Source organism: Paenibacillus sp. V4I9 (assembly GCF_030817295.1).
In the GTDB taxonomy this organism is placed as follows: Bacteria; Bacillota; Bacilli; order Paenibacillales; family NBRC-103111; genus Paenibacillus_E.
The window spans coordinates 1,574,288-1,597,802 of record NZ_JAUSZE010000001.1 but is presented as its reverse complement, the minus strand read 5'-3'; the positions used below and the strand labels follow the sequence as shown (position 1 = coordinate 1,597,802).

Sequence of the window (23,515 nt, the reverse complement as noted above, 5' to 3'; positions counted from 1 at the left end):
TAATCGTTTCAAGTAATTTCGATGGAACATTCGACAGAATAGTCGCATTCCATCTTTGTTGATTACTTTTTCAACGCCGCACCGACCGTTTTTTCGTATTTGTCGACTTGCCACTTGACAACGTCGTCGTAGCCCAAACCTTTGGCTTTCGTGATCAATTGCTGTTTCAGGCTGTTAAACTCGTTATCATCCTTCGCGAACATCAACTTCCAGGAATATTCCTTGATGACTTTGCCCACTTCGCTGTTCTTCTGCTTGATGTCGGCCGGTTGCTCCGCCGGCGCTTCGCTGCTGGAGTACTCAGGTGCCACGGCAACTTGGTTGTTCTTGACGACGTAATCTCTCACCGTCAGCGCACCCATAGCGTCCCGCCAACTCTTCGTGACCGGATCCGGATTATGATTCAAATACGAGGTCCACATCGTGTAATCATACGGTTCCCCAGTTTCCGGATTGATCATAGACTTGGAGATCGTCGCGTTGTTGATTTGGTTGACGCCGTCCTTGTACAGCCCGCCGCCATATTCGTCAGGCATATTGACGGAGTTGGTGATCGCTTTGTACCCGAAATCGGTCAAAGTCGGCTTGCCGTCCTTGATATCCCAAATCAAGCCCTTCGGTCCATAGCTGGATACCATGACGCCCTCCGGCGTATACAGCCAGTTAAGGAATTGCATCACGCGCTCCGGATACTTCGTCTTCGCGCCAATGGACCAATACCACGTGCCGCCCTGTGGTTTAAACCCGACGGATGACATTTTCTCATCGCCGAATGGCACGAACGCGAAACCTTTGCCTGCAGACGTGTGCTCCGTGGTGTTGTAATTGCTGCTTACCCAAGGAAATTGCGCGAATAGAATTTGCCCGTCCTTGTACTTATTGGACACGTCGGAGAACTTCTGCGTCAAGGAGTCCGGATCAAGCAGTCCCATCTTATTGGCATCAAAGAAGAATTTCACGCCTTTCAAGTAGTAACCGTCGTCATCGAGCAAGCCTTGCCATTTCGCTTCATCGGCCTTCGTCAGGATCAAATCAGCTTTGTTGAATCCGTCCCCTGTCCCATAGCCGTATAATGCAGTTATAGACCCTACGTTCATTGAACCGGACCCGTCCCAGTCCGACCACAGCGAAAATCCGTACGTAGGCTTGCCACTATCGCTCTTCGGACTGAGCTGCTGCATTTGCTTGAGGACGGTCAGATAGTCGTCCAACGTTTTGATTTGCGGACTGCCCAGCTTCTGGTACAAGTCCCAGCGGATCTCGGGGCCGAATGTCATATCGGCGTTTTCGCTCGGGCCGCTGCCGCTGCCTACGTTATGCCCTATACTGTAGATCGCCGTGCCGCCGCCGAATTGCTTGCTGCTGGCTTCAAGCGCTTGGCCGGCATATTTTTGAATGTCTTGGCCGTATTTGTCAAGCAGCCCGTTTTTCTTCCAATCCAACAGCAGGTCAGCTTTGATCGCATCTTTGACGTTGATTGCGACCTGGATATCGCCCACATCGCCCGAGGCCAACATCGTAGCCTCTTTTTGCTGGCCGCCGCCGATAATGTTTAATTTGATATTAAATTTGTCCTTGATCACCTTCGCAAACCAACCCGGTTGATTCCCGGCATAATTGGCCAGGTTCGAGAATACCGTCAACGTGATTTCCTGCTGCTTCGAAGGATCTGTGCTTGCGCTCGATTGCGCCGGTGAATCTACCGCGGTTTTGCCGCCGCTGCATGCGGACAATAATACAAGCACGGCGCTCATCGAGACCGCGGCCGCTATCCATTTTTTCCCTCTAATCATTTGTTTGTTAACCTCCTTGTCATGTACCTGCATAGTCGTACTTTTTCATTGCGGTCAAGAAATGATTGCTGACATCCCCTTGACAAATACAATACAAGCCAACAACGTCCCGCCTCACCTCCTTTGCTAGTTTCAAATTCAGCCCTTTACGGCCCCGATTAAGATGCCTTTGACAAAGTATCGTTGGAAGAAAGGATAGACGAGCAATATCGGGATGACGACAACCATAGAAACCGTCGTCCGAATCGAAGTGGCAGTCTGCATATTGGTCAAATCCGCATTGATTGCCCCTCCGGTGGATTTCATCAGAGTTGCCAGCGATGTCGCTTCGTTTAAATAGCGATACAGGAGAAATTGCAGCGTAAACAGCTTCGAGTTCGTGATTAGGAACAACGTGTCCTGGAACGAGTTCCACTGACCGATGGCCGAGAAGATGGCGATCGTGGCCAGAATCGGTGTGATCAAAGGCATGACGATCTTCAAGAAGATCGTGAAAAAGCCCGCTCCGTCGATTTGCGCCGATTCCTGCAGGGCGATCGGCGTCGACTCGATGAACGTTTTGACAAGGATGATATTGAACGGAGCAACGATCCCGGGTATGACATAGGCCAGGAAATTGTTTACCAAGCCAAGCTTGAGCATGATAAGGTACCATGGAATCAAACCGGCATTAAAATACATGGTCACGATGAGGAACCTGTACCAGAATTTGCGTCCCCACATTGCGTTTTTCGTAAACAAGTATCCGAGAAATCCCGATGCAGCCACGGTCAACAATGTGCCAATTACAGTGCGTCCTATAGATACGAGCGCGGCTGTACCCAGTCCGGGAATTCTGAATACATCAATATAGTTGTTTATATGAAGCCCTCGCGGGTAAAACATGATGAGGCCTCTGCTGCTCAAGTCGTTGTTGCTAATCGTATTGATGAGCAAATAATAGAACGGAAAGAAACAAACAAGAGTGAAAAGGGCAAACCACGTATAATTCAGGATGTCAAATATCGTAATCTTTCTCATCTTTCCCATGTCGATACTCCTCTCTACTCAAGATGACTTAGATGACGCCTTCGCCGCGAACCAGCTTCGACAAGCCATTGGCTACATACAGCAGGAACAAGCTGATAATCGATTTGAGAATGCTGACCGCCGTCGCGAACCCGAAGTTGGAATTCACCACCCCGATGTTGTATACGTACAGATCAAGCACCTCAATATGATTCATGTTTATCGCGTTAGAGAACACATAATATTGCTCGAGTCCATTATTGATGAAGTTCGCGATTCCCAATATGAGCAGCACGAAGAATGTTGGTATAATCCCGGGAATCGTCACGTGCCACATCAGCTGGAAACGGTTTGCTCCATCCACTCTCGCCGCCTCATACAATTCCTGATCAATCCCGGCAATCGCAGCAATGTACAAGATCGCACCCCAACCGAGACCTTTCCATATGCCCCACAAGGTCATGGCCAGCCAGGTATGGTTGTCCGATGCCAGCAAACTCAGCGGGCGTTCTATCAGATGCATGCTCTTCAGCAAGTTGTTCAGGAAGCCGTTGTCGACAGAAAACAACATGAATGCGAAGGAGTACACCAATACCCAACTGATAAAGTTCGGCAGCGTTGTAAGCGTCTGCACGATTTTCTTAAACGTCGGGCTCTTTATTTCCGCCAGGAAAATCGCGAAGATGACCGGCAGAACCGAAGTCAGAATGCCAAGCGAACTGATCACGAGCGTGTTGCGCAGAACCCTGAGGATTTCCTGAACCTGAGTCGGATTCGACACCAACGCTTTAAACCAGCCCAGGCCCACGAACTCGGTTTTGGACAGTGGAATACCGGGCCTGTAGTCGTAAAAGGCATAGACCCAGCCGTACAGCGGCAAATATGAGAACAAAAAGACAAGAACAAGAAAAGGAAGAGCCATAAGAAATAATTTATACTTATCTTTAAGTTGGAAGCGCTTTCTTGAAACTGGGGAATAGGTTTGTTTAGACAAGTTTGCGTTCATGTTTCTCCTCCCGCTATTAAATAATTTTTCTATCATTTGCTCACTTTTACTTGGATTTTCAAATCGGCTATCTTAGGAGGTCTAGAACTCCTGCTGGTATGACATTTCCTATCAACTCTCTCTCAGCGGTGGAACCTGCTTCAGGTTTTGTTCCACAGATTCATTATGCGGGCAAACTCTCAACCTCTTTGTTTCGATTATAACGAAATCGTTTTCATCATAATACCCGATAAATTTCACTTAAAATCCAGCCATAATTAGTGTTTTTCCGTGCCGGAAAATATTGAATCATGCCGATCCTGATAGATTGTATATCTGCGCGGCAGGGTAAACACTCTGGCATGAAGTTCCTGCTCAGAAAAGGGCTTGGTCAGGTACTCATCACCGCCAGCCAGCAAGTCCTCGGTCTTATCCATGGTACTGGATTTAAAGTAAGGCAATTCTATAGCGCATATTTTTCTGCGCGTGGAATTCCGCGCTTCCGTAATCTGTCAAAGCTGTCTCTATAGGAGCTCCATCCTGCCCGTATACGACATGCTTCGCCGCATGCGGAACGCGGAGCCTGCAAACGCCGGCATGGCTTGTCACAAGCTCGGCTTCCCGCAGCTTCCCAACCGCCCAGCGCAGATCTGCGGTATACCCGCCCCGCCCACGCAGGCCTCGGACCGTGCCGTCCGCCCACGCTTTGGGAAGCGCAGGCAACAGATGCAATTCGCCGACATGGCTTTGCAACAGCATCTCCGCCGGTATGTCCAAACACCATTCCGCCAAGACGGCCATTGCAGATCGGGAGCGCCTCATTCCAATCGGCTGCGGGCTTCCGATATCACAAGCTCATCGCGTTCATTCCAATGTCTCCTCTCGTATAACTCCGGTTTGCGGAAGGAAACGGAAGCGGCTCAGTCCGATATCCCCGACCAAACACAGATAGACAGTGCGAACTCCCGACGCCTCGTCCACCTTGCAGGCAATTGTCTCCCACAATTGCTGCCCCCCCGTATCAGGAACAGTGCATGTTCCGATAAGCGAACCGTTTGGTGCATCCAGTCTAAGCTCGATTCTGCCGCCTTCCTTGCCGGACATACAACGGGCTTCGAAGCCGCTGATCCCAACGCTGAAATCGGCATCGTCAAATCGCAGCCAGCCTGACTCGCCCGACAACCGGATGCAGCTCCCGCCTTCCCGGCATTCGTCAAGGTAGACGCCATCGTAATCATCATAGTTCACTGCCGGTGTTTCCTTGATTAAATCGCGCGGAGGCACGGTTTCGCCGTCTACCGCCAGCTTCTTCTGCACGCGAATATCTCCCGACGAGCCCCCGATCATGAGCGTATAAGTACCGGACTCGATGCAATAAGCGTCTCTGGTCACATCCCAGAACGCCAGCTCGGAAACCGGCACCGTAAAGCAGATGGTCCGCTTCTCTCCGGGAGCCAGATGGATGCGCCGGAAGCCCTTCAGCTCTTTGAGCGGCCTCTGCACGCGGGACGTATCGGCGCGCACATACAGCTGGACGACCTCTTCTCCGGCCATATCGCCCGCATTCTCGACCTGCACACTGACCGAGATGTCCTTGTGTGAGCCGGCACGCTCCAGATTCACTTTCAGCTCATAGTAACGGAAGGTCGTATACGACAACCCGTAACCGAACGGATACAACGGCTCTCCATCAAAATATTGATAGGTGCGCTTCCCTTTCCTAATATCATAATCCATGATATCGGGCAGCTGCTCTACGGAACTGTACCAGGTCATATTGAGCCGTCCCGCCGGGTTATAATCGCCGAACAATACGTCCGCCAAGGCGTTCCCAAGCTCTTGGCCGGCATGTGAGGAATACAAGACGGCCGGAATGTGCTTATCGACCCAGTTCAGGGCAAACGGGTAGCTCCCAATGACGACGACAATCGTGTTGGGATTTACCTTGTATACCTCCCGAATCAGCCTCTCCTGGGAAGCGGCTAGCGTCAAGTCCGGGCGGTCGATCTCTTCCTTCCCGTTGATAAGCGGGTGGTTCCCGACGATAACAATCGCTGCATCCGACGCTTCAGCCACCGCAACCGCCTCCTTCAGACCGTCCTCGATAACCTCTTTGCGCAAAGCCCCGCCTTCATCGCCGGGCAGCGACACAGGGCTCCCGTTCCAGCTTGCGAGCGACATCGTCCCATCCTGCCCCTCGACAGGTTGAAACACCTCTTTGACGAACCAGCCCCAAATGTCTTCAGTCGAAGCGGTCACGGTCCTATCGTCGGTCGTCACATATTTGCCGTTCGAGAGCGCCTTCAGCGTGGCGCTGCCGAAGCCCCAGTCGGTCATCAAGAACGTCTCGGCGGAATCGGCAGCTGTCCGGTCCGCCTTCAATGCACCGTTCTCGTCCGGCGCAATCCCTACATATTTTCCCGTCACAGCGGAACGAAGGCGCACACGGTCGCATCCGTCGGCGAAGACGACGGAACCTTTGCTCATTTTGGCCCGAATGCCTTGCAGCGGAGTGACCTTATACGGATGGCTGCCGGAATACCAATCTCGGCATACCGCATCTCCGAGCGGCCCTATCACGGCGACTCGCTGTACGGCATCCCGGTCGAGGGGAAGCAGTTGATGCTTGTTCTTGAGCAGTACGACGGATTCACGGGCCGCTTCCAGGGAGAGAGTCGCATGCTCCGGCTTGCAAACCGTGTCATCCGGCATGCCGGCATACGGATTGCGCTCGTCTGGATCGAATTCGCCAAGCAGGAAGCGCACCCGGAACGTGTTGGTCAAAGCCTGGACCAGGTCGCCATCCTCAAGCAGCCCCTCGGCGAGCGCCTCCCGTATGGCGGCGCAGGTAATCTCGGCATCGTCCGTGATGCTGTCGATGCCGTTCTTGATCGACGCCACGACAGCTTCTTTATACGTCTCAAAATAATGGTGATCCTTCACGAGGCCGATCAGATCTCCTGCATCGCTGACGATAAAGCCGTTCATCTCCCACTCGCCTTTGACGACCCGGAGCACATCGGGATGGAGAATGGCGGGCGTCCCGTTGATCGAGTTATATGCAGTCATCATCGACAGAGCCCCCCCATCGCGGAAGGCCGGCTCAAACGCTTTCAAATAATATTCCCGCATATTGCGCGGGTCGATGCTGGCGGAGCAGTGCCCCCGATCCTTCTCGTTGTTGTTGCCGAGAAAATGCTTCAAGGTCGCAATCGCTTTGCGGTAAACGGGATGCGAACCCTGAATGCCCTTGACGAGCGCGGACGTGAGCTCACCCGTCAAGTGCGGGTCTTCCCCGTACGCCTCCTCTGTCCGGCCCCACCGCGGGTCCCGCTCCATATCGACAGTCGGCGCCCATAGTGTCAGGCCGTTGCGCGCGGGGTCCCGCTGATAAAACACTCTGGCCTCATCGCCGATAACGGAACCGATCCGTTCCAGCAGTTCCGGGTTCCAAGTGCAGGCAAGGCCGATCGGTTGCGGAAATGAGGTCGCCTCCCCCAGCCAAGCGATGCCGTGGGCAGCTTCGGTACCGTGCTTGTATGGTTTCACCCCCAGCCTCTCGACTGCGGGTTGATTTTGGCACATGAGCCCAATTTTCTCCTCGAGGGTGAAACGGGACACCAGATCGGCAACACGGTCTTCGATTGCCAGATCTTGATTCTGAAACGGTAAAGCTACTCCCTTAGCACTTGTCATCGTCGCCAAACCTCCATTTTAAGGTATTTAGAAATCATCTTAGCTCAATCTGCCGTGGTTGCCGTGGCATGGAAATGGCCCAATTGCTCGGGCCTTTAATCGCGACCGATCCCAAGGAGACGTTCCCAGCCTTCCGCAAGATTGTTGCGGGCCCAATTCCAGTGGTCTTTGTTTTCATATTGCCGGAAGGTACATTCAATCCATAAGATCAGATCCAGATAAAAATCGTACATCACTCTGCGCCGTTGCTGATTTTGGGTTGCGACGGCCAGCCCATAGCCCCTTGAGAACCCAACGGATCGGTTGAAGCGGCCGAAATAAACCTCCATCAGCGGGTCGCCCCAAAGCGCTCTTTCGAAATCGATCAGCCCTGTTATTTCCCCATTCTCGACAAACACATTTCCATCCCATAAATCCCAATGCACGAGACGGGGCTGTACGACTTCGTGCAAAGCATCCAGATGCCGTTCAATTTCCGATTCGATAACCGCATCGCCCGCAGGCAGCTCGACCCCAGCATCTCTGGCATCAGCCAGCACGCCCCGGATCATCTGTTGAAAAGCTTCCGCCCATGAGTCATTCCACGATTCTTGCTGCAGGAAATATCCGAATTTCTCCCCTTGCACTTCATTGATCATGCGACTATAGACGCCAAGCTCGAATTCGATCGCGTCCTTCTCTTCCTGGGAAAGCGTCTCTTTGATTTTGTTGTAAGGAACCCCCGAAAGTCGCTCCATAATAAAATACTCCGCATTAATCAAGGTGCATGTATCGTCGTGTGCGAGCACCTTGGGTACAGGCAGCGTTCCGCTGTTGTCAAACAAGCGTAGCGCCTCAACTTCCGTGCGCATCAAGTTTGCCTCATAGCGCATCATTTTTGTTCCCTTGAACGGCGCCACTTTTAGGATAACGTCGCGGTCGTCGCTTGTGATGATCGCGTATGCGCTGTTTGCCCACCCATCCGTTAATTCTTTCGTTTCAACGACCCGGCATCCGAAGGCTTGGTGAATTATTCGTTCCATATCACTGTCTATCAGCTTGGGTTTAATATTACTTTCCATATTATTTGTCCAACCCTTTCATAAATCTAAAATCATTCCTTAATGTTTCAAATCGACCATCACTTCACTTACATTCCTTGATAGTTTTTCAACATCCACGAGAATGACCCTATGCAAGAGAAGCCCCTTTTCCTGCATAATCTAAGAATAGGAAAGGACGCTCCCAAGCCGACTCTTGGGCTAAATCCTCCATATTTCCACCCAAACAGACCTATTCGATATGAATCACCGGCTTATAATCAAACCAATCAAAAAGTGCCGGCGTACTCTGTCCTGTTTCGCAAACGGCATACATCGCAATGACTACTCCCGTAAAGCCGCCTGCTACCTCAGTTGAGAGCAGATGCGTTTCTCCCGAGCCCAACTCAAGGACATCGGATTGATTTGGCTGAATGGAGAAAACAAACCATTCCGGCCTAGCCTCAATCTTTAGCACGACCGGGCCCGCTGCGCATTCGTGCGTATGCTCCGTTCTCAATGATCCCACGGTCCGCCGTAATACGATCAACTTGCGTCCTTCCTTGAACTTTACGGCAAGATCATAATGATACTTTTCGTTCATAAATACGGTAAGTCCGGCTTCCTCACCTTCGCTTTTCGGTTCGAAATCTAGTAGAGCGGCTATGTTGCATGACAAATGGCGCAGACGCCGGCCCACAAAGGCGGGGGCGCCGGCATCGTCGAGCGACACCATATTCCCACGCAGCACCAAATTTCCCGGACTTTCGTGGAGCGACCAGCTTTCCGGAGTCGGATTCCGCAGAAACACCCAGTCAAAGCCTAGCGTTGTTTCATCAAAATCATCTCTGATTGCCTTATGCGGCCACCGGACTTCCTGCAGCTGAGGAGCCTCCATAACGGACTCGATACGCCCGCCGTTACCGATGATCGGCCAGCCGTCATCCGTCCATGACACGGGCGCCAAAAAAGTCTCTCTGCCCAGATGATGCCGCATCGGATAAGAAACAGGCCTGATTCCCAAGAAAACCGCCCACCAGCTGCCGTCATGCGCCTGTACCAGATCCGCATGCCCGGTTGCGTGTATGCTGGTCTTCAAGCTTCTATGAGACAAAATCGGATTATGGGGACACGCTTCATACGGTCCATAGGGGGCGCTGCTTCTCGCTATCGTCGCCATATGGCCGTATTCAGTTCCGCCTTCGGCGATCAGCAAATAGTAAAATCCGTTGATCTTGTAAAGATGGGGAGCTTCCGGGTACGCTCCGCCCGTTCCCCTCCAGATCAGACGGCTCTCAGTCAGCATGCTTCCGGTCAATATGTCAATCTCGCATTGATAAATGCCATAACCTTCATTGCCGTCGCAAGTGGATTGAAAGTATACACTGCCGTCTTCATCGAATAATAGAGAAGGATCGATGCCCTTCTGCGCGACAGGTATTGGATCGGACCAATGACCGTCCGGCTGCCTGCTTCGAACAAAAAAATTGCCGACCCCGCTCACATTCGTCGTTACCATATAGAACCAGCCGTCGTGATGGCGGATCGTTGGGGCGTAGATTCCTCCCGAGAGCCAAGTGTTTCCCAATGGCAACTGCTGCTCGGTTGTGAGGCAATGTCCGATCTGGCGCCAATTGACAAGATCCTTGCTGTGAAATAGGGGGACTCCGGGAAAATATGCAAAAGAGCTTGTCACCAGGTAATAATCATCCCCGTTCCGGCAGATGCTCGGATCGGGATAAAAGCCGGGAATAACCGGATTCGTATACTGCATTTGGATTTCTCTCCTTGTTGTGGGTCTGATGTAAAAGCATATTCATCATTATTTATATAAAAAAATGAAGTTTTGAGATACCTACGAAATTTGTGAATTTTTCATAGAATAATTAGATATTACAACTGAGGTAACATCTACATCACTCGCTCCGCAAAGCACCTTACTCCCTCGCGTTCGCAGCCTATGAAATCCGGCAGCACCAGACTGTTTGCGGATATGGTTTACTTTCACTCTGAGAGCAAGCATCATAAAAGATAATCGCTGTATGCCAAATACTTAAAACTCCAGAAAATAATAGTGTTAGCATCATCATTGCGTCAGAATCTACATCGATTTTCTCATTTCCCTTCTGAATTGTCCGGGTGAAACCTTGTATCGCCTTTGGAACAACCGATAAAATGATCTAGACTCCATACCAATATTTTCTGCCACCTGCTCAACAGTCATTTCTTCGGTTTCAAGCAAACATGCCGCCTGTTCTAATTGAACTTTCAAAATATATTGATAAATAGAGTGACCCAGTTCGTTCTTAAATAATTTATTTAAGTGCTGCGATGTATAACCAACCATTCGAGAAATCTCGTCTACCTTAAGTTTACTTGAGTAATGATCGTAGATAAAATTCACTACTTTCTGAATTGTTAAATTTGGATTAATCGTAAATACGTGTAATCCTATGGTTTGAAGTTTAGCTTCTACTAACAAAGAATAAATGATCTCAGAAGTCTTTAACGATCTGTCTCTGTAATCTTCTGACATACATAGCGCATCTATCAACTCTAATATTCTATCTGAAGAATTCACAATTACTGGCCTGTTCATTTTTAATCGAAATTGCAATAGGAGCATAAGGTTACAATCAAATCGTACTGTCGCAATCTCCCACTTTTCATCTAATGACTTATATTCAAAACTTGTACTAGGCGTAATAATGACCAACTGATTAGCTTGAATTACAAATTCAGGCTGGCTATTTATTCGAAATAGTCCTTTCCCCCTTAAACAGAATATAATCTCACAATGACTACTCTCCTCAGTAAAATAACCAACTGGGTTGCGAATATAGCCTGCTGCGCTTAGTCGAAATGGAAGTGACAAATTTGTTTGAGCTATCTTTGAGAATAAGTCTTGTGAAATCAAATGGCCCCCCCCTTTATGAACTTCACTCTATCTGCTACACAACATGCTGACTCCCATAAATTTTTTCTTTATTGTTAATTCCCTAAGACAATTGATAACGCTTACATTTCACCAGATTCATATACAGCATTTGGATTTCTCTCCTTGTTGTGGGTCAGATGTAAAAGCGTATTCATCATTATTTATATAAAAAAATGAAGATCTGAGATACCTACGAAATTCGTGAATTTTTCATAGAATAATTAGATATTACAACTGAGGTACATCACTCGCTCCGCAAAGCGCCTTGCTCCCTCGCGTTCGCAGCCTATGAAATCCGGCAGCACCATGTTTGCGGATATTCGGACGGATGACGTTTGGCCGGCGGCATGCCCGGGCGCATCGTAGGCAGGCACTAATGTCGCATCCATATTATTGGGGAAGCTGTCGCCCGCAGCGAGTGTCGTGATCGTCCACGAAAATACCAGATAATGCTCTTCCGGATTGTGATCTCGGCGGCATCGCTCCAGAACGTTTCTCCCGGTAAAACCATCCTGGACATAGACGAATCGAACATTACCGGGATGCTTCCGTCGGGCAATTTCCCGCCGTCAGCGATGTAAGCCGCCTCGATTCGGAGCGGTCTGCCCATGTAGATAATGCGCTTCTAACATTTTACAGCCAGTCCCGCAAGCCTCTAACAAAGCGTCAAGCTTCAATATCCCTCAATGGAATAAAAATCCAATCTTGGAATCCCGCCACCATTCCATATCTTCATCGCTCTGGTAGACATGTTTAATCACCCCCTTTAAAGAGATAAAGAGCAGGACTTCACAGTCGCTGCTCTTCCGTTCCTCCCGTTTTTCAGGGATTCACAAACTGCCACTGCAGGTTGGTACTGGCATCGCTGCTCCACTGCTTCAAGTCGGAGCCGTTAGCCGTATTGCCGCCGCCATCCAAATAAAGACCGGTTGAAGCATTCTTGATCCTGTAATTGCCTCCGTATGCTTCCAAATTCCATCGCTGGTTGTAGCTGTCGCTGCTGCTCCACTGCCCGCAAATGGAGCCGTTAGCGGTACGGTACATACCGTCAAGATACAAACCTGTTGCAACATTTTTTATTTTGTAATAGCTTCCGTAGAATTCCATCACCCATTGCTGGTTGCTACTGGCGCTGGTACTCCATTGGCCTGCATTTGAACCATCTGCGGTACGGCCCATGCCGTCAATATACAAACCTGTGGTCACGTTCTTCATTTTAGAAGTTTTCATGACACTCATGATCGCATCAATAATTCCTTGCTGTGTGATCGTATAGGTAGACCTGTTAAACAATCCAAAACCATAATTTCCATTCCATCCATTATCCCAAATAATCGGTACCGAACCGTATTTCCTGGCTGTTGCGCTTACCGCTTTTGCAAATGCCGCACGATACGTATTATTCGTTGAATCATAGGCCATTTTATCTATGGAACCGAATTCACCGACGACCACAGGATATCCTTGGGTTACGAATTTATCATACGTAGACTTCAGTTGCGAATCCAAATAATCTTCCTGTCCCCAAGTGGATTTTTTCGACGTGTTGGTAGCTGTTGCTCCCCATTGGGTTATGGTACCGGATTCCTCACCGCAGAAGTCCCAAGGCGAGTAATAATGAACGGATATCATGATTCTTTTTTCAGAACTCGGAATCGCAGTTGATCTGTAATTGTCTGTAGGAAGCGCAAAGCCATAATTGCCTACTGTATAATCAATGCTGGTATTCCAGCCGGGAATCAGAAGCCATCTTGCGCTATTGTTTCCTCCGGTTTGTCTTACGGTATCTACAAAGATTTGATTATAAGCATTAAGATTTGAATAGTATGTGGTGTTAGGCGTTTCCCACGTCCCATCAAATTCTTCGTTCATGGATTCAAAGATCAAATGCTCATCATAATTGACAAACGTATTAGCAATCTGCTGCCAGACTTTTTGATATTTGGCCCTGATCGTTGTTTGATCGTTTGAATTGACTAGCAGCCAAGAACCGGGGACTGAATTGTACCCGTCTCCATGAATGTTAGTAATGACATACAAGCCTTCGTTGTAGGCATAGTCCACGACTGTTTTCACTCTGTTCAGCCATGCAGAATCAATCGTATAATTCGGTGCACTCCCTATCTTATTCAAATACGAAACAGGGATACGGATTGTTTTAAATCCTGCTGCTTTTACCCTTTGAATGAACGCCTGCGTGACATTAGGAGTGCTTTCGCTGGGTGTACCGTTGGAACTGAGCTCAAGCTGGTTTCCCAGATTCCAGCCCGCCCCCATTTCAAAAACAATTTGCGAAGCATTCAATTGCGTGAAATCGGCTGTTTCTGCAGATGCTGACGGAATCCGACCGGAAATGACAGTTGTAAACACCAATACCATGGCTAACAAAAAGATCCTGAAAGACTTTACTTTTGACGACATAAATAACACCTCCGTCTCTTATTTTTGGTTCATTTTAAACGAGTTCAACCAAAAAACTCCCAACCGGTAACAACCTTGTTCATCACCTCCGTTCCATTAAGGTACACTTTCAGCGAATGGCAAACGGGCTGTTCTGAACGATGGATAGCCATTCGCGGGCAATGAGTTCATGGCCGACAGCCGTTGGGTGAACGCCATCCCATATCCAATAGGCGGCATCCTTGCCGGACGAAGCCTTGTCGAACGCCTCTTGTAATGGAACGAATACCGCATCGTATTCCTCGGCCAACTGACGAACGATACGGCCGTAGTCATCGATCCGTTTTCGCCACTCCTCCCATTTTTCCTCCGTACACCCGACTTTCAATATAAACGGCTCGCACAGCACTAATCCTGCGGAAGGCAACATCTCCTTCGTTTCCGCCAGCAAATGCCTGTACGCTCTTTCGAAACGGTCGCCTGAACAACCCGAAAGGATCCGCCAGGCGTCGTTGACGCCGATCAGGATGCTGATCAGATCCGGCTTTAAGCTGATCGCATCATCGTCCCAGCGGGCGTATAAATCCGAAACCCGGTTTCCGCTGACACCCCGGTTGATGAAATGCGGTTGGTTGCGGGCCAATTCGAAGCCGAGCTTGCTAGCAATGATAAAAGCGTAGCCGTGTCCCAAAATGTGATTGGGATCCTCGTTGCTGTCCCGGTTGCCATCGGTTATGGAATCGCCTTGAAACAGAATCGTTTGTCGTGTTGGATTCATGATTGATTTTCCCTTCATTCTCGGATAAGGTTCTATTTCCCTGACCTAGCAGCTGGTTTCGGCAAGCTCTACAATCTCTACGGCGTATGGCTCCATGTCAAGCTCCGGTCCGATCCGTCTCTCGCTGAGAATACTTGGATAAGCTTGACTTAGCGTTACAGTTTGCCGCTTCCGCGAAAGATTCAATAGGAACAAATATCGCTTCTCTCTCTTCTTGCGAACCGAAATTTGAACGCCCTCCGGCAGATCGGGGAACAGGCTCGCACCCGCTTCTGCAGCGGCCTCCCGGAAAAAGTCCAAATAAAAGCTCTCCTCGGCAACCGTCCCCAAATAATACACCTTGCCGCTTCCAAGAGAATGAACCGCAGCGGCCGGTTTGCCGGCGAAGAAATCGTCTTCGTACCAAGCGATCGGTTCCGCGTCGGAAAGCTCCAAAATATCGCACCATTGCATGCATGTGTAGGTCTTCCCATTCTTCGACCGAATGGTGTGGACGTCTTTGCCTATCGGGTCGTATTCCGACACGTACACTCCGGCCGCTTCAGCCAGCGGACCGGGCAGCGGCTCCATCCGGCAAACATTGTTCATGTTTTTAACGCCAGTGCGATTCGTTACAATCAAGGTAGCCCCGTTCCGGACACAATCCTCGAGATGGCCTGCCACGCTGTCATCCAACAAATAGAGAGATGGGGCGACAATTAGCCGATATTCGCTTAAATCGGCTGTCGTATTCACCACATCGGTCTGAACGCCCAGCTTCGTCAATGCGCGGTGATACAGCTTCAGATTGTCGAAATAATCCATTCCCTCCGCCTGCGGCTGAATCTGAAGCGCATTGTATTGATCGTGCGAATGGAGAATGGCCGCTTCGCCATGCACCTCCGATCCGGTCAGCAGCGGAGAGAGACGGTTCACTTCCCCGCACAGCTTGCTATACTCCTCGAACCGGCGGCCCGGAATGTTGCTATGGTCGATCAAGCCATGCCAGAATTGCTCGGCGCCTACGGAAGCGCTTCTCCACCGGAAATGCACGAGGGCATCGGCACCGCGCGATATGCACTGCCAGGCGAACGCACGTATAAACCCCGGCTGCGGCGTTCGCCACATCGGGAACCAACAGCCTGGCGGGCCGCTGATCGTTTCCATGATCCAGAAGTTCCCCCTCTTAATCCCCCGGGTTAAGTCCAGCGTCAACGCCCCGCCGTATCCGCTCGTATCCGACTTTTCCGGACTTGTGTTCGGATAATAGTCAAGGGAGGCAAAGTCCAGCGAGTCGCACAGTTTGTAATAGTCGAGGGACATCGGGTAGCTCCAAATATTATGGGTCACGAAATGATCCGGACACAGCTTCCTCAGAAGATTCACTTGCAGTTGTTGAAAATCGACGACAGAATCCGTTTCGAACCTTTTCCAGTCCAGTAAATAAGACGGGTTTTTGAAGGAGGTACCGCCCAGCGGGGGCTTGATTTGCGGCCAACTGCTGTACTCCCCGCTCCAGACGACGGTGCCCCATGCGCGGTTCAGATCCTCCAAAGATCCGTACTTGTCCGACAGCCATTCTCGGAACCGCTCGCTGCAATTGTCGCAATGACACTCGTTCAGAGCAAATTCGTTATCAATCTGCCATCCGGTTACAGCCGGATGCTTCGAATAATGCGAGGCAAGCTTATCCACGATTTTCTCCGAGTAAAGGCGCATGGAGGGACTGTTGTAGCAACGATGTCCGCGCACACCGGGATATCGCGGATGCAGCAAGGCATCAACCGGAAGCACGTCCGGGTACCGCTCCACCAGCCAATTCGGCGGCGTGTTGGTCGGAGTTCCGATCACGACCTCGATGCCGCGTTGATGGAAAACCTCTATCGCATCGTCCAACCATGCGAAATCGTATCGCCCTTCCTCCGGCTCCAGACGCGACCATGCAAATTCGGCTAACCGAACCAGACGGACTCCCGTCTGCCGCATCAGATCCGCATCCTGATCCCACATGGCGCGCTCCCAGTGCTCCGGATAATAATCTACACCCATTTTCATCATAAGCTGCCCTCCACCGATTGCTAAGCTAAGCAATGTTTCATTGTAAACCGTTGTTTCCCGATTTCCGCACAAATCCTTATTTCGGCAGCAGAGAGTCCTGTCCCTGCGCACGGGCGCAAGGCAGGACTCCTTTTATCCCGAAACGATCGATTCTTGCTCTACGATGCTGTGCCCGTAATGCTCGTGCCGTTCTTCGTAATCGTGTACTCGATGATGGCGCCGCTCCAGAAGTGAAACTTCAGAATCACCGTTCCATCGTTCACTTCATTGAAGAAGCCCTGTGTAAGAGAGATTTCATTTGTAGCATAAGATGGTTTGAATGTCCGGTTGAACTCCTTGAACGAAGTCCAGTTATGCGGACCGGCGTTGCCCCCTGCAGCGTAAGTGGCCTCCATCGTGGCAAGACGGTCGCCGTTGAAGGCAGTCGGAATCGCAAAATTTGAAGTGGTGCCTTCCACATTTTGCAGCACCGGCGTGTCATTGTATAAAACATGGAAAGTCCAATCGGCGCCTTTGTTGAACCCAGCTTTCAATACGGCAACCTCGCCTGGTTCAGCCGATGCGGTCAGCTTGGCGACATAACTTGCTTTGAGAGTCAGGACTTCGCCATTCAGCTCATAGTCCACGCCATTGACCAATTCGTATTTTCCATTTTTGATGCTGGTTAGAACATTGCCGTTCAAGTTCAGATGGACTACGGCGTCCTGTTCCTGAGCACCTTTCTTGACAAAAATCAGATCGGATTCGCCAGTGGAAGAACGGCTCTTCAAGCTGGCCATGATCTGATTGTAAAGCTCAGGATCGTTCCACTGAAGCGTTCTGCGGTCAAAACGCCCGCCGTTGTCCCACAGCATAAGTGCAAATTTGTTCTCTACGGATTTAGAGGTGAAATACTCGATAAACTTTAACATCTCGCCATGCTCGGGCACACCTTCTCCGGCATCCCAGCCGAGCAGTCCGTATTCGCCTACGATAACGGGAATTCCTTTCGATACGAACGCATTAGATACATTGTCAATCAATGTATCGACATCCTTAATCGTGTCGGCCTCGAGCTTCGGGTAGCCCGCAATATTCACACTGAACGGCCAGAAGCCGTAAAAATGAACGGTCACGATCAAATTCGGATCGTTCAGCTTGGCAATCGTGCTTGCAAGCGAATCCACACGCACTTTCTCGTGATTGCAGTATAACGTCGGCAGCACAAGCGGACGATCGGCATTTGCGCCTCCCGACGCTCTTACAAGATGGACGAAGGTTGTGTTGATCTCATCAAGAAATGCGAGCTGCGTCGTTATATCAACGTTTAAAAATTCCGGTTCGTTGATGCTTTCGAACATCAGTTTGTTGGAACGATTCTTGAAGCGGTCGGCGATTTGCGTCCATACCGCGGTATATCGGGCCAATACTTCGTCATGATTCGTAGGCATCGTTCTGGCCCACATCCAAGCGTCATGGTGAACATTGATCATGACATACAGTCCCTCTTCCAGCGACCAGTCGACGACTTGCTGAACTCGGTCCATCCAGGCCGGATCGATCTTATAATCCGGTGCGTCGCCCATCCGCCCGTTCCATGTAATCGGAATACGGATACTTTTGAAGCCCTGCTTCTTAATTTCCTTAATGAATTCTTTGGTTACGCGCGGGTTACCCCAAGCCGTCTCATCATTTTTTGTTGGATCAGTCGTATTAAATGCATCAAATGTATTGCCCAGGTTCCATCCGGGCTGCATTGCGCTGACATAAGACTGCATTTTGGTTTCTTTCGGGGAAGCAGCGGCCGAGCTGACGGGTGAAAACAACGCCAGCAGCAGGGCAACGATCATTGCGACCGACAGATATGATCTTTTTGAGCGCATAGAAATTCTCCTTTGGTTTCATAATTTAGGCTTCCACTGTACACGTGTTGCTTGGCGGACGTTACTTGGGTGTGCCAGTGATTCGGCCACCTTTGGACGTAAGCTGATAATAGTCAAGTAAGCTCTGCCGCAGCGCGCAGGCGCTGGACAGGACTCCCTTTTTCCCCAATCAATTCCGGTTCTACGAAGCTGTGCCCGTAATGCTCGTGCCGTTCTTCGTAATCGTGTACTCGATGATGGCGCCGCTCCAGAAGTGGAACTTCAGAATCACCGTACCATCATTCACTTCTTTGAAGAAGCTTTCTGTAAGAGCGATTTCATTTGTAGCATAAGAAGGTTTGAATGTCCGGGCGAACTCCTTGAACGAAGTCCAGTTATGCGGACCTGCATTGCCCCCTGCAGCGTACACGGCTTCCATCGTGGCTAGACGATCGCCGTTGAAGGCAGTCGGAATCACAAAATTTGCGGTGTTGCCTTCCACGTTTTGCAGCACCGGCGTGTCATTGTACAAGACATGGAACGTCCAATCGGCGCCCTTGTTAAATTGGGCTTTCAATACGGCTACCTCGCCAAGTGAGGCCGATTCAGTCAGCTTGGCGATAAAACTTGCTTTGAGGGTCAGCTCTTCGCCGTTCAACTCATAATCTTTGCCTATTTTCAACTTATTGTCTCCGGCACGGATACCGGTCAAAATATTGCCGTTCAAGTTCACATGGACTACGGCGTCTTGGGCCGGCGCACCTTTCCTGACAAAGATCAGATCGGATTCGCCAGTGGAAGAGCGGCCTTTAAAGCTAGCCATGATCAGGTTGTAAAGCTCCGGATCTCTCCACTGAAGCGTATTGCGGTCAAAACGCCCTCCGTTGTCCCATAGCATCAGGGTAAGTTTGTTCTCTATGGATTTAGCGGTAAAAAACTCCAAAAATTTCAACATCTCGCCATGCTCGGGCACACCTTCTCCGGCATCCCAGCCGAGCAGTCCAAATTCGCCTATGACTACGGGAATTCCTTTCGATACGAACGTATTATATACATTGTTAGCCATTGTATCGATATCCTTAATCGTGTCGGCTTCAAGCTTCGGGTAGCCCGCAATGTTTACACTGAACGGCCAGAAGCCGTAAAAATGAACGGTAGCGATCAAATTCGTATCGTTCAGCTTGGCAATCGTGCTTGCAAGCGAATCCACATGCTCTTGCGAGTTATTCGTAAATAACGTCGGCAGCACTAGCGGACGAACGTCATTTTTGCCTCCTGACGCTCTTACAATATGGACGAAGGATGTGTTGAACTCATCGAGAAACGTGTGCTGCGTAGCCACATCAACGTTATCAAATAACGGTTCGTTGACGCTCTCGAACATCAGTTTATCGGAATGATTCTTGAATCGGTCTGCGGTTTGCTTCCAAATCGCATTATATTGAGCCAATACGGCGTCATGATTCGCCGGCGCCTTGCTGACCCACATCCATGAGTCGTGGTGAATGTTGATCATGACATACAGTCCCTCTTCCAGCGACCAGTCGACGACTTGCTGAACCCGGTCCATCCAGGCCGGATTGATCGTATAATCCGGTGCGCCTTCCATCCGCCCGCTCCATGTAATTGGAATACGGATGCTTTTGAAGCCCTGCTTCCTAATTTCCTTAATGAATTCTTTGGTTACGCGCGGGTTGCCCCAAGCCGTCTCATCATTTTTCGTCGGATCAGTTGTATCAAATGCATCAAATGTATTGCCCAGGTTCCATCCGGGCTGCATTGCGCTGACATAAGACTGCATTTTGGTTTCTTTCGGGGAAGCAGCGGCCGAACTGATGGGTGAAAACAACGTCAGCAGCAAGGCAACGATCATTGCGACCGACAGATATGATCTTTTTGTGCGCATAGAAATTCTCCTTTGGTGTCATATATTTGGATTGATTCTGTAGATGTTTTGCTTGCCGCGTATTTACTGATGCACGCCTGAATATCCTCCTCTGCTTGGAATAATGGGCACTGCTGTCTTTCGAGGAAATCAATTCTCAGAGACACTTGTGACTGCACTTCGATGTTGTGTTTTTCATGCACCTCCTCATTGAACGCTTTATGTAAGCGGTGACATTTTTATTTTAACGATATGGCGTTTGTAATAATACTTCATAAAATCATCTAAAAATCATGTGGAAATTCAATATTTTGGATGCTTTCCTGTAAAATAATGCGCCGATATGAGATAAGGGACCGCCCTCCATGGCGGCCCCTTATCAATCGGTCGGTTCAACAAGCCGACGTTACTTAATGCCGCTGTCGGCTTTCAGCTTGACTTTGTCAGCTTTTACTCATTCCAAAGCTTCACACGGTCTTTCACCAGCTTGGTGAATTCCTGATTCAGCTTGTTAACGCCGGCTTTTTCCAGATCCTTCATGAAGTTGTCCCATACGGCATCGAATTGGTCCGGCTTCGCCAAAATCGCTTCTGGAATGCGCTTCTTCATAATGTCTTCGCACTTCTGGAAGAGGACGTTCACTTCGGAGCCGCTTTCCATGTTGATGTTCCATGCCGCGCCCCACGGTCTAACCGGGAATTCCTTCTCGGACGGCCACAGATCCTTAAAGTTCTTGATTTTGTAAGCAGCCAATGTCTCTTTGTCCGCTTGGGTGTATTCCTTCTCGATTTGTTCCGGGAAGACAGTGGTGTAATAGTTACCCGTTGGGTCCTTCACGCCGTCACCGTAGCTCGGTCCCATTCGGTACATATCTATACCGGTAGTTTTCTTGAAATTTTTGTTGTCATTGATCTTCATCTTCAGAATGTCGTCCAGGATGACGCGCTTGCCGTTCTCCACCTTGTAATGCTTGCCTTCAATCCCCCAGTTGACCAACACTTGCCCTTCATCAGACGCCAGAAAATCCAGGAACTTGATGATGCGAACCGGGTCTTTGGCGCTCTTTGTGATCGAGATGCCGGTACCAGCCAAGTACCCGGTATCTTGGAAGTCATATCTCTTGTAAGTTTCATTCAAGGTAACCGGAAAGTGGGCGTAGGTTTGATCAAACTTGCCCTCTTTCTTCAGCAATGCTTCTTCATTGGCGTAGTCCCAATCCGCATCGATGAGTCCCAGAACGCGGCCGCTGGCAACCTTCGCCTTGTACTGGTCATACTTCTGCACGAAGCTCTCCGGGTCAAGCAAGCCGATGTCGTTCATATGGTTCAGCCATCGGAAGTATTCCTTCTCCTCCGGACGCAAGTAGTGGAACTTCGTCTCATAGGTTTTCGGATCAATGTAAAATTCACCTTCATCCGGCGCGCCTGTCGTGGCAACAGCGGGGTTGGTGGTGGTAATTAAAATTTGCCATTCCCCTGCGTTCAGGGACAAGGGGATGATCGGCTTGCCGTCGGCTGTGGTCGGGTACTTGTCTTTGTAGGCTTTGAGCGCGTTCTCGAAATCCTTCACCGTCTTGATTGGCGGATAGCCAAGCTCCTTCACCACGGCATGCTGCAGCTCGAAGCCGGCGCCTGCCTTGAAGTACTGGTTGTTTACCCCAGCGGTCGGCAGGACATAAATGCCATGGTCATCATTGCTCCAACGCAGACGCTTCATGTATTCTCCATATAGCTTCTTGAGGTTCGGCGCATACTGGTCAATGAGCGGCGCCAGATCGATCAAAGCGTCGGCGTCCTTCAGCTTGCCCGCACTGCCCTTGGCCGCAACCATATCCGGATAGTCGTTGCTTGCCACCATCAGGGAAAACATATCATCATTGCCGCCTACCGGGAATTGCGCCTTGACGGAGATGCCGGTTTTTTGCGTAATGAGTTTGCCGACTTCGCTCTGCATGTCGTCCCAGAGCGGATTGTTGTCGCCAGCAGCGAAACGGATCGTCATGGGGGTAAGAGCTTCTTTGGACGATTCGGATACCGATGGTTTGGACGATGCCGCAGGACTGCTTGTACCATCGGAATTCGGCTTGCTGCAGCCGGTGGCCGCCAACAAGGCGACGACCATCAGAACGCTTGCCACTTTCGTTGTGTTGACTTTCATGAAATACTGCCTCCCTTTTATTCGTTGATAATTGAGGTAATGATTATATGGGACAGGTTTCCCTGGACTTACCGATGTCAGTTAACTCTTGACCGCTCCCAGCGTTATGCCTTTCACGAAGTACTTTTGCAGGAATGGATATACCAAAAGGATCGGAGCGGTGACGACCATGGTGATGGCCATCTGGATCGATTCCGGCGAAACTTCCGCCAAGGACTGCTGCTTGTTCGGGTCGTAGATATTGCCGCCGTTGTCCGTCGTGAGCAGAACCTTGCGGAGCTCGTATTGCAAGGTCGTATACTCCGGCTTTTGTCCGTTATACAGATAAGTGTCGAACCAAGAGTTCCAATGGTTGACAGCGATGAACAGCGCGATGGTAGCCAGCACCGGCTGGCACAAGGGAAGAATGACTCTCCAGAAGATGGTCCAGTCGTTCGCGCCGTCCATCTTCGCGGATTCCAGCAAGGCATAAGGCAGACCATTAATGTAGGAGCGAACGATGAGCACGTTCCATACGCTCAAGATGCCAGGGATAATATAAACCCAGAATGTGCCTAGCAGGTGCAAGTCGCGAATCAGCATATAGCCGGGAATCAAGCCGCCGGAGATGTACAGGGTCATCACGAAGATGGCGGTGAACAACCGCCTCGCCTGAAACTCCGTCTTGCTCAGGACGTAAGCGACCATGGAGGCGGACAAGACGCCGACCATCGTACCCAAGACCGTTCGGATGGTCGAGTTGCGAAATCCGGTCAGCAGTCCCTCATATTGAAAGATCGTCTCGTAATTCCGGATAGTTAACACTCGCGGCCATACGTGGATGCCTCCTTTGACGGTATCCGCGGAATCGTTGAAGGAAATGGCCAACACGTTAATGAACGGATATAAGGTTGCAATCCCGATCAGGATCAGGATGACATACAGGGAGATGTCGAATAAGCGGTCGGCTGTTTTTTTCTGCACAAGCCCTTGCACTGT

General features: G+C 50.1%; 16 protein-coding genes. All 16 read right to left on the bottom strand.

Annotated features, from left to right (window positions below; all coding sequences use genetic code 11):
* Nucleotides 1–62: 62 nt before the first annotated feature.
* The gene (locus QFZ81_RS07515) at nucleotides 63–1,793 is read right to left on the bottom strand and encodes a type 2 periplasmic-binding domain-containing protein (RefSeq protein WP_307602139.1); all 1,731 of its coding nucleotides are present in this window, start codon (nucleotides 1,791–1,793) and stop codon (nucleotides 63–65) included.
* Between the two features lie 138 nt (nucleotides 1,794–1,931).
* A complete protein-coding gene (locus QFZ81_RS07510) occupies nucleotides 1,932–2,822 on the bottom strand; it encodes a carbohydrate ABC transporter permease (protein WP_047675180.1) in 891 nt (296 codons plus the stop codon).
* Between the two features lie 28 nt (nucleotides 2,823–2,850).
* Entirely contained in the window at nucleotides 2,851–3,807 is a 957-nt protein-coding gene (locus QFZ81_RS07505) for an ABC transporter permease (RefSeq protein ID WP_307445989.1), read from the bottom strand.
* Nucleotides 3,808–4,233: 426 nt separating this feature from the next.
* Entirely contained in the window at nucleotides 4,234–4,563 is a 330-nt protein-coding gene (locus tag QFZ81_RS07495; protein WP_307602137.1) for a glycoside hydrolase family 95-like protein, read from the bottom strand.
* An 87-nt stretch (nucleotides 4,564–4,650) separates the two neighbouring features.
* Nucleotides 4,651–7,482 carry a glycoside hydrolase family 3 protein gene (locus QFZ81_RS07490; protein ID WP_307445993.1) on the bottom strand — a complete coding sequence of 944 codons (2,832 nt, stop codon included), beginning with the start codon at nucleotides 7,480–7,482 and terminating at the stop codon, nucleotides 4,651–4,653.
* Nucleotides 7,483–7,577: 95 nt separating this feature from the next.
* On the bottom strand, nucleotides 7,578–8,543 hold the full coding sequence (locus tag QFZ81_RS07485; protein ID WP_307445995.1) for an aminoglycoside phosphotransferase family protein: 966 nt from the start codon (nucleotides 8,541–8,543) through the stop codon (nucleotides 7,578–7,580).
* Between the two features lie 211 nt (nucleotides 8,544–8,754).
* Nucleotides 8,755–10,275: a glycoside hydrolase family 43 protein gene (locus QFZ81_RS07480; RefSeq protein ID WP_307602135.1), complete on the bottom strand. Its 1,521-nt coding sequence runs from the start codon at nucleotides 10,273–10,275 to the stop codon at nucleotides 8,755–8,757.
* Between the two features lie 327 nt (nucleotides 10,276–10,602).
* Entirely contained in the window at nucleotides 10,603–11,418 is an 816-nt protein-coding gene (locus QFZ81_RS07475) for an AraC family transcriptional regulator (protein WP_307602133.1), read from the bottom strand.
* Between the two features lie 394 nt (nucleotides 11,419–11,812).
* The gene (locus tag QFZ81_RS07470; protein WP_307446000.1) at nucleotides 11,813–12,049 is read right to left on the bottom strand and encodes a hypothetical protein; all 237 of its coding nucleotides are present in this window, start codon (nucleotides 12,047–12,049) and stop codon (nucleotides 11,813–11,815) included.
* Nucleotides 12,050–12,261: 212 nt separating this feature from the next.
* Nucleotides 12,262–13,860 (bottom strand): cellulase family glycosylhydrolase, encoded by a 1,599-nt coding sequence (locus tag QFZ81_RS07465; protein WP_307602131.1) that lies wholly within the window; start codon nucleotides 13,858–13,860, stop codon nucleotides 12,262–12,264.
* A gap of 109 nt (nucleotides 13,861–13,969) precedes the next feature.
* Nucleotides 13,970–14,617: an SGNH/GDSL hydrolase family protein gene (locus QFZ81_RS07460; RefSeq protein WP_307446005.1), complete on the bottom strand. Its 648-nt coding sequence runs from the start codon at nucleotides 14,615–14,617 to the stop codon at nucleotides 13,970–13,972.
* 45 nt (nucleotides 14,618–14,662) lie between these two features.
* Nucleotides 14,663–16,765 carry a beta-galactosidase gene (locus tag QFZ81_RS07455; protein WP_307446007.1) on the bottom strand — a complete coding sequence of 701 codons (2,103 nt, stop codon included), beginning with the start codon at nucleotides 16,763–16,765 and terminating at the stop codon, nucleotides 14,663–14,665.
* Nucleotides 16,766–16,812: 47 nt separating this feature from the next.
* Nucleotides 16,813–18,516 carry a cellulase family glycosylhydrolase gene (locus QFZ81_RS07450; protein WP_307446009.1) on the bottom strand — a complete coding sequence of 568 codons (1,704 nt, stop codon included), beginning with the start codon at nucleotides 18,514–18,516 and terminating at the stop codon, nucleotides 16,813–16,815.
* A 181-nt stretch (nucleotides 18,517–18,697) separates the two neighbouring features.
* Entirely contained in the window at nucleotides 18,698–20,401 is a 1,704-nt protein-coding gene (locus QFZ81_RS07445) for a cellulase family glycosylhydrolase (protein WP_307446011.1), read from the bottom strand.
* A 429-nt stretch (nucleotides 20,402–20,830) separates the two neighbouring features.
* Nucleotides 20,831–22,537, bottom strand: a complete 1,707-nt coding sequence (locus tag QFZ81_RS07440) for an ABC transporter substrate-binding protein (protein WP_307446013.1) — start codon at nucleotides 22,535–22,537, stop codon at nucleotides 20,831–20,833.
* 81 nt (nucleotides 22,538–22,618) lie between these two features.
* The gene (locus tag QFZ81_RS07435; RefSeq protein WP_307602128.1) at nucleotides 22,619–23,512 is read right to left on the bottom strand and encodes a carbohydrate ABC transporter permease; all 894 of its coding nucleotides are present in this window, start codon (nucleotides 23,510–23,512) and stop codon (nucleotides 22,619–22,621) included.
* Between the last annotated feature and the right edge of the window lie 3 nt (nucleotides 23,513–23,515).

Excerpts from the sequence above, each read along its gene's own strand:
- QFZ81_RS07460 (WP_307446005.1), bottom strand. The coding sequence starts at position 14,617 with ATGAATCCAACACGACAAACGATTCTGTTTCAAGGCGATTCCATAACC.
- QFZ81_RS07445 (WP_307446011.1), bottom strand. The coding sequence starts at position 20,401 with ATGCGCACAAAAAGATCATATCTGTCGGTCGCAATGATCGTTGCCTTG.
- QFZ81_RS07470 (WP_307446000.1), bottom strand. The coding sequence starts at position 12,049 with ATGGGCAGACCGCTCCGAATCGAGGCGGCTTACATCGCTGACGGCGGG.
- QFZ81_RS07490 (WP_307445993.1), bottom strand. The coding sequence starts at position 7,482 with ATGACAAGTGCTAAGGGAGTAGCTTTACCGTTTCAGAATCAAGATCTG.
- QFZ81_RS07515 (WP_307602139.1), bottom strand. The coding sequence starts at position 1,793 with ATGATTAGAGGGAAAAAATGGATAGCGGCCGCGGTCTCGATGAGCGCC.
- QFZ81_RS07465 (WP_307602131.1), bottom strand. The coding sequence starts at position 13,860 with ATGTCGTCAAAAGTAAAGTCTTTCAGGATCTTTTTGTTAGCCATGGTA.
- QFZ81_RS07505 (WP_307445989.1), bottom strand. The coding sequence starts at position 3,807 with ATGAACGCAAACTTGTCTAAACAAACCTATTCCCCAGTTTCAAGAAAG.
- QFZ81_RS07480 (WP_307602135.1), bottom strand. The coding sequence starts at position 10,275 with ATGCAGTATACGAATCCGGTTATTCCCGGCTTTTATCCCGATCCGAGC.
- QFZ81_RS07510 (WP_047675180.1), bottom strand. The coding sequence starts at position 2,822 with ATGGGAAAGATGAGAAAGATTACGATATTTGACATCCTGAATTATACG.
- QFZ81_RS07450 (WP_307446009.1), bottom strand. The coding sequence starts at position 18,516 with ATGCGCTCAAAAAGATCATATCTGTCGGTCGCAATGATCGTTGCCCTG.
- QFZ81_RS07440 (WP_307446013.1), bottom strand. The coding sequence starts at position 22,537 with ATGAAAGTCAACACAACGAAAGTGGCAAGCGTTCTGATGGTCGTCGCC.
- QFZ81_RS07485 (WP_307445995.1), bottom strand. The coding sequence starts at position 8,543 with ATGGAAAGTAATATTAAACCCAAGCTGATAGACAGTGATATGGAACGA.